At 46.0% G+C, this 7,112-nt stretch carries 5 protein-coding genes and 1 tRNA gene; 4 read left to right on the top strand and 2 right to left on the bottom strand.

The features are described from left to right. The 4 genes from PLH26_RS18520 to PLH26_RS18505 all read left to right on the top strand — a co-directional run. Window positions 1–1,584, top strand: a 1,584-nt coding sequence (locus tag PLH26_RS18520; protein WP_324587515.1) for a cbb3-type cytochrome c oxidase subunit I, incomplete at its 5' end; no start/stop codon positions are given. A 79-nt stretch (window positions 1,585–1,663) separates the two neighbouring features. Further along, a complete protein-coding gene (locus tag PLH26_RS18515) occupies window positions 1,664–2,410 on the top strand; it encodes an SCO family protein (protein WP_324587514.1) in 747 nt (248 codons plus the stop codon). Next, window positions 2,403–4,352, top strand: a complete 1,950-nt coding sequence (locus PLH26_RS18510; RefSeq protein WP_324587513.1) for a 4Fe-4S binding protein — start codon at window positions 2,403–2,405, stop codon at window positions 4,350–4,352. The genes PLH26_RS18515 and PLH26_RS18510 overlap by 8 nt, the downstream gene beginning before the upstream one ends. A 189-nt stretch (window positions 4,353–4,541) precedes the next feature. Further along, window positions 4,542–4,628: transfer RNA gene (locus PLH26_RS18505), tRNA-Ser, on the top strand. Window positions 4,629–4,907: 279 nt separating this feature from the next. On the opposite strand, the gene PLH26_RS18500 is transcribed toward PLH26_RS18505, so the two are convergent. Next, window positions 4,908–6,119, bottom strand: a complete 1,212-nt coding sequence (locus tag PLH26_RS18500; protein WP_324587512.1) for an ATP-binding protein — start codon at window positions 6,117–6,119, stop codon at window positions 4,908–4,910. Between the two features lie 257 nt (window positions 6,120–6,376). Further along, on the bottom strand, window positions 6,377–7,112 hold a 736-nt coding region (locus PLH26_RS18495; protein ID WP_324587511.1), incomplete at its 5' end, for a GMC oxidoreductase.

Raw genomic sequence — 7,112 nt, 5'->3', positions numbered from 1 at the left:
ATTTCCTTATTGCTTGCCGTAACCGCTGCCATATTGCTGGTATTTACCAGGTACCAGCCGGTGCATCTCCTGGGCGCCGAATGGTATTACCGGCTCGTTACTTTTCACGGGCTGAACGCGCTCATTTTCTGGATCATCTTCTTCGAGATCGCCGGCTTATACTTCGGCTCCACCGTAGTGCTCAATACCCGGTTTTGCGCACCAAAGCTGGGATGGGTGGCTTTTGGACTGATGGTAACCGGGCTGGTACTGTCTAATATTATCATCCTGATGGGCAGGGCGGATGTTATGCTCACCTCGTATACACCGCTCAAAGCGCACCCGCTCTATTACCTCGGGGTGATCCTCTTTGCGGTGGGCGCATTGCTGGGCGTTATATTATTCTTTGGCAACCTGATGATAGCAAGGAGAGAAAAGGCCTATGGAGAAACAATGCCGCTTTTCACCTATGGCATGATGACAGCAGCCATTATTGCGGTGATTACGCTGGCTTCGGGTGCGCTTATCTATATTCCTACGTTTTTATGGTCGCTCGGGCTCATAGACAATATTGACCCGGCTATGTACAAGCTGATCTGGTGGGGACTGGGGCACTCTTCACAGCAGATCAATGTAGCGGCAATGGTTTCCATCTGGTATATGGTATCTTTTTTATCTGTAGGCGGCACCTCCATCAATGAAAGAGTATCAAGATCGGCCTTTGTGCTGTATATCCTTTTCATCTGTCTGGCATCCGCCCATCACCTGCTTACCGACCCCGGTGTAAGCAGCGCATGGAAAGTATGGAATACCAGCTATGCCATGTACCTCGCCGTGCTGGCTTCCATGATACACGCTTTTGCCGTTCCTTCCTCTTTTGAATCGGCTCAGCGCAGGTGGGGCTACAACAAGGGACTGTTCCAATGGCTGTCGAAAGCGCCCTGGGGCAACCCCGCATTTTCTTCCATAATATTGGCCGTCATCGGCTTCGGATTCATCGGCGGCACCACGGGCGTTATCTTCGGCATGGAGCAAACCAATATCATCGTACACAACACCATTGCTATCCCCGGCCATTTTAAAGGAACCGTGGTTATTGGCACTACCCTCACCTTTATGGGCATTACCTATTACCTGATCCCGCTGATCTTCAGGAAAAAGATCGTGGGCTTCGGGTGGGCCAAATGGCAGCCCTGGCTATTTTTTATTGGTATAGCGCTCCTGTCTGTTTCCATGATCGTGCTGGGGCAGCTGGGCGTTCCGCGCCGCCACTGGGATTCTACGTTCTCCGGCGGCCCGTTCACCTACGACTTCAACCCGGCGGTAGACTTTTTCTGGGCCCTCATGATGCTGGGCGGCTCACTGGCATTTATATCTACCATCATATGGATACTGATCGTGGTGATCTCCGTTTTCTTCGGACCCAGGGTAAACGGTCCTGATGATATGCAGCTCGGCATTTCACCATTGGCGCCTGCCGGAAAAGCACATAAAGGATTTGAAGCGCCCGGGACACTTGTGCTCACCCTGCTGTTTTTACTGGTTTTCCTGGCGCTCTTTTTCCTGAACTGGAAATGGCTGGCGGCAACATGGAATGTAAATTAAAGTCAACGTCCAAAGAAAAACCCTTGAAGTTTAGAAATTGGTACCGGGGCCGTGGCCCCGGTATTATTAACCTGCTGATATGAAACATGTGCATTTATGGATACTGCCGGTATGGCTCCTGCTGAGCGGGTTCAATCTCCCTGATGAAAAAAAATTCCTTGCTCAAAAAGTGGCCGACATTGAAGTATTTGATGCCGCCGGAAACCGCTTCGGGCTGTTTTCGCTGCTCGGTAAAAAGCCGCTTATTATTTCGCCCGTATATACCAGGTGCCATTCGCTTTGCGGTGTGATCAGCAGCGGTGTACAAACTGCCATCAACGGACTGGGCACACTCGGGCAGGATTTTACCATGGTGAGCTTTTCATTCGACAGCAGCGACAGGCAGATGAACCTTGCCGCCTATGAAAACCGGTGGAAGATGGACGGCGTGAACTGGAAAACCATTTCCGCCTCAGGAGAAGCCATCCAAGAACTGCTGTTGTCTGTGGGTTACGAATATGACTATGACCCGGCAACAAAGGAGTTCAATCATCCTTCTATTCTTATCGTTTTAACGCCCGCCGGGAGGATATCAAGATTCATCTATGGCGTAAATCCTTCCAGAAAAGATATAAAGCTGGCTGTGATGGAAGCCATGGCAGAAAAAACAAGACCCGGGCTCTTCAAAGGGCTTTACCTGCGTTGCTTCGGTTACGACCCGGTATTGAAAACCTATAAGCCCGACTGGCGCTTTATTATATCTACATCGGCCGGATTACTGATGATCGGACTGATAAGCATGCTTTTTATAAGATCCTTTATCGTTTCAAAAGACCCGGATGAGTAAACATATCCATGATAATACAAGTGAAGAAAAAGAGCGTACCCGCGGACACCGTTTTTTTCAAAGGCTGTCTTCCCCGCTGGGAAAAATATATGGCACCAACCTTAACCCCTTATATAACCTGGGCGGCATCGCTATATTGCTCTTCGTGATCGCCTGCATTTCAGGTATCTATATTTTTATTTTTTACAATATCAACCCGCGTCATGCCTGGGATTCGGTAGAAGCGATGTCTGCCAATATCTTTAACGGCTGGATGAGAACGATCCACCGGTATTCATCAGACCTGCTGGTGATCTTTATTTTACTGCACCTTGCGCATACCTTGATAACTTCTAAATTCAAGCGGCTGGTATCGTGGATCAGCGGGGTGATCTCTTTTTTGATCGTGGTTATTATAGGAGTAACCGGCTTTATACTGGTATGGGATCAGAAGGCCAAGCTGACAGGTTATCTCACTGCCCGGCTTTTTTCAACACTTCCCATCTTTGACCCATCTATCGCCGGAGCCTTCTTAATGAATGATCTTGATACGGTGGGCGGCTTTTTCAAGGTAGCGCTCTTCGGGCATATCGCGTTCTCGCTGATAACGGTTATCATCATCTGGATACATGTGCTGCGCATCTCCAAACCTAAAATTTTTCCACCCAAAAAACTGATCCTGTATTGCGTGATCGCCCTGGGTATCATTTCTATCCTGTTTCCCGTAAAAAGCGATCCGCCTGCACAGGTTTCCAACCTGCCCACGGAAACCACTTTCGACTGGTATTACTATTTCGGCTATTACCTGATGAAACTATTCAGCGTTAACCAGAACTGGCTGATCATGATCGGTTCGGGGTTGCTGCTTTGCATCATACCCTATATCATTAAAAGAAAAAACAGGGCGCCCGTTTTTATTGACCCCGACAAATGTGATGCCTGTAATCTTTGCTCCTACGATTGTCCGTATGAAGCCATTGATATGCTTACCAGGAACGGGAAAAGGAAGGCCATCCTGTCGCCCTACAAATGTGTGGGCTGCGGTATCTGCATCGGCTCCTGCGATGAGCATGCCATCAGCCACCCGCAATTTCCCGTGGTTAACCTTGCCCTGCGGGAGAAAGCCGATGTTACGCTTTACAGTTGCAGCTATTTTCCCGATCCGGAATTGCCCGGTAACCTTGATATCGTTCACTACAGGGTTCCCTGCATTGGCAGCGTAATGCCGGGTGATGTGCAGCAGTTGCTGGAGCACAATAGTCAAAAGGTTGCGCTGCTGAGCTGTGAAGACTGCTATTACCGCCTGGGAAAAACCTGGGCCATCAGCAGGTTCCTGCGAAAGAGAGCGCCGCTGTTCTCCAAAAAATACAATGCTTCTAAGCTGAAGTTGTTTACCCTGACCCAATACAGCAAGGAAAAGCTGCTCGGCTTCCTTGATCAACAGGTTGAAGAAGATAAGCGCCCAGGGAAAATGACCGTTGCCGATCATGAAAAAACCAGGCCTTTTTTTGCTGTATTGATCCTTACGGTTTGCTTTGCCCTGGTGGTGCCGTTAAGCAGCACCGTAGTGCGGTTCTTTAATCCTGCCGAAAAAACATTGTTCGTTAACTTCAAATACATCTCCACTCCGCAGGAATACGAGCAAAACAAATCCCTGGCGAAACATATGCAGTCGGCTACCCCGGTGGTAAAAAAAAGGAGCTCCGTGATGCTGAAGATATTTTCATCTCAAACCAATGACCTGATCTTCGAAAAAGAATTCACGCCGAGAGGGGTGCGCCAGGACATTGCCATGTTCATTTATACGCAGCTTACGCTTAAAGAAGACGCCGTAAACATTGAGCTCCGGGAAACCGCCTTCCCCGAAAAGCAATACCGGCTGAACCATGTGCAACTGAAAAAGGGCGACGGCACATTTGTAGTATTCAAAGACAATAACCTGGTGCTGGCCGGTGCAAATTAACGGGCGTGGCTGTCTTCTTCACGAGCGCGCCAGGGATGTGAAGTAGCGCGAAGAAGACCGTTTAAAAGTATAGGAATAAATGCTTTGCGTTCTTTGCGCCTTCTTCCCGTTCTTTGCGGTTAACGCTCAAACAGAATTGAACATTCCTGCTTTATTTAAGCATAAAAAGATATTTTTGCACGGTTGTAAGGAGAGATGCCAGAGTGGTTGAATGGGACGGTCTCGAAAACCGTTGTACGGGCAACTGTACCCAGGGTTCGAATCCCTGTCTCTCCGCAAATCAGATAAAAGTCTTCAGTTTCGACAACTGAAGGCTTTTTAGTTTGATAACTTTCTGTAAAACCAATGCTATTTTTACAAGCTGCTTATAAGCTGTGGCTGAAAAGGTTCGAAATACAAACCTTGAACAGATTGAAATAGAAATCTTAAAGTGCATAATTTCCAACCATACAAATCCCTTTCTAACAACCCATTCTAAAGGTTTCCTGTAGAAGTTGCAGCATATAACTTGCTTGTCTGCAACTTTTATCAAAGTTCCGATAGTAGCACTCTAATTTAACTTTGATTTGCAGTCAGGAAGTCTATCAGATTTATATGAACAATCCCCTCTTTGCTTATACCCGTGGAAACATCATTTAAAGTGACTACGTATTTTGGATAATTGTCTTCAATTTGCAGGAGGTTACCAAATTCACGATGGGCAGTCGTTTCGTCATTATCAAGGGTAAGGCAAATCTGCACATACAGCTTTATCCCATTCCTGATTCCAACGAAATCCACTTCTTTATGACCCATTTTTCCAACAAAAACCTGGTAATCCTGTTGTATAAGGTGAAGATAAACTGCATTCTCCAGCAATTTGTGTATATCGGCACGCTGGTTAAAGCCAACAATCGCATTACGCAAACCGATATCTTCAAAATAATATTTCTCTCCGATCTCGAATATTTTCAGTCCCCCTATTTCTGCACGAACTACTTTATGCACAAAAAAGGCATTGCTCAAAGCTCTTAAATAGTTGATCGTTATCTGGGGAGACATATCAACACGCTGAGATCTCAAATATTTGCTGATATTATTTGCAGAAAACAGACTACCTGTGTTGTTGGCCAGGTAAATTACCAGATTCTCAAGAAAAGAAACGTTTCGAATATTCTCTCGGGCGACTACATCTTTTAATAAGATTGTAGAGTAAACATTGCGCAGATATTCAAAAGGAAGGTCTTCCTGCAGTCCTATATTAGGTAAAAAAGGCATGCCGCCATACCGAAGATACTGTAACACAGTATCGAATGTATTATTGAGTTGATGGAACTTCCTGAATTCTTCATAGCTCAGGCTATGTATATGAAAGGCAATATACCTGCCAGAAAGATGCGTGGCCAATTCACCGGAAAGCATATTGGCATTGCTGCCGGTACAATAGATATCACAGACATTTTTTGCCAGCAAACTACGCAGACTTCGTTCAAAACCAGTGACTTCCTGCACCTCGTCTATGAAAAAATAATTATTCCTATCCTTAGCAAACTTATCTTTCAAATATGCATTCAGAGCTGCATCTGTTTTAATAGAAACAAACTCATCCAGCTCCATATTGATATACACAATGTTCGCCTTAGAATCGGTATGACGTATATGATCCATCAATTGGAGCAAGACATAGCTTTTTCCTACACGGCGTTGCCCGGTTAAAACTTTAATTACCTCTTTATTGATGAAAGGAATGATCCTTTCCGTATAAATAGGCCTTTCTATTAGGTTCATGTATAAATGAAATTATTATCAATAATACATAAAATTTCATTTATAACGTATAAATAATAAGAGGTTGAGATATGTCACCCTGTTGTGCCACAATTAACAGGAAAAAGGAGAAAACCTCCTGCGAATAAGAGTCCAGGAATCCAAAATTTAATTGACTTCCAATTTGTTAGGAAACTTCTATCCTATTCAGAAAACCAGGCAATGGTATCAGGGGCTTCGCTGAGTTTATGAGCAAGCCCTAAAGTCATGCAGTGGGTTTAACCCGGCTTTCTGTAAAAATCAACTTTTTCAGGTGCAAGCGGTTGATTCCCTGCAATGATATCGGCAGCCTTTTCCGCAATCATCATAATTGGCGCATAGAGGTTACCGTTGGTTATATACGGCATTACACTCCCATCTACTATCCGTAAACCGTCAAGCCCATGCACCCGGAACGTTAACGGATCTACAACAGACATGTTATCCGTGCCCATCCGACAGGTGCAGGATGGATGTAAGGCAGTTTCCGCATCACGTTTCACCCAATCCAGTATTTGCGCGTCGGTATCAACGGCCGGCCCGGGCGAAAGTTCCCCACCATTGAATTGATCCATTGCCGGCTGGTTCAGGATATTCCTGGCACAACGGATGGCCTCCACCCATTCCCTCCGATCCTGATCTGTAGAAAGATAATTAAACCGAATAGCCGGCTTTTCCTTTGGATCCGCCGACCTGATCAGCACAGATCCACGGGCATCAGAATTCATTGGTCCAACATGCACCTGGTAGCCATGTCCCCCTGATGGAGAACTACCATCATATCGTATAGCCACGGGCAAAAAATGAAACTGAAGGTTAGGGTAAGTAACCGCTTCATTGCTTCTGATAAATCCTCCTCCCTCAAAGTGATTGGTTGCCGCAGGCCCTTTGTGAAAAAGCATCCACTGCAGACCCACCCTGGGTTTATTATACCATTTCAACGCCGGCCAAACGCTTACGGGTTGTTTGCAGGCA

It is taken from the genome of Agriterribacter sp., from assembly GCF_035444585.1.
In the GTDB taxonomy this organism is placed as follows: Bacteria; Bacteroidota; Bacteroidia; order Chitinophagales; family Chitinophagaceae; genus Agriterribacter.
This window is presented reverse-complemented; position numbering and strand designations above follow the sequence as displayed.

Bases quoted from the DNA above. Each gene is read 5' to 3' on its own strand.
- PLH26_RS18515 (WP_324587514.1), top strand. From the start codon at position 1,664: ATGAAACATGTGCATTTATGGATACTGCCGGTATGGCTCCTGCTGAGC.
- PLH26_RS18510 (WP_324587513.1), top strand. From the start codon at position 2,403: ATGAGTAAACATATCCATGATAATACAAGTGAAGAAAAAGAGCGTACC.
- PLH26_RS18500 (WP_324587512.1), bottom strand. From the start codon at position 6,119: ATGAACCTAATAGAAAGGCCTATTTATACGGAAAGGATCATTCCTTTC.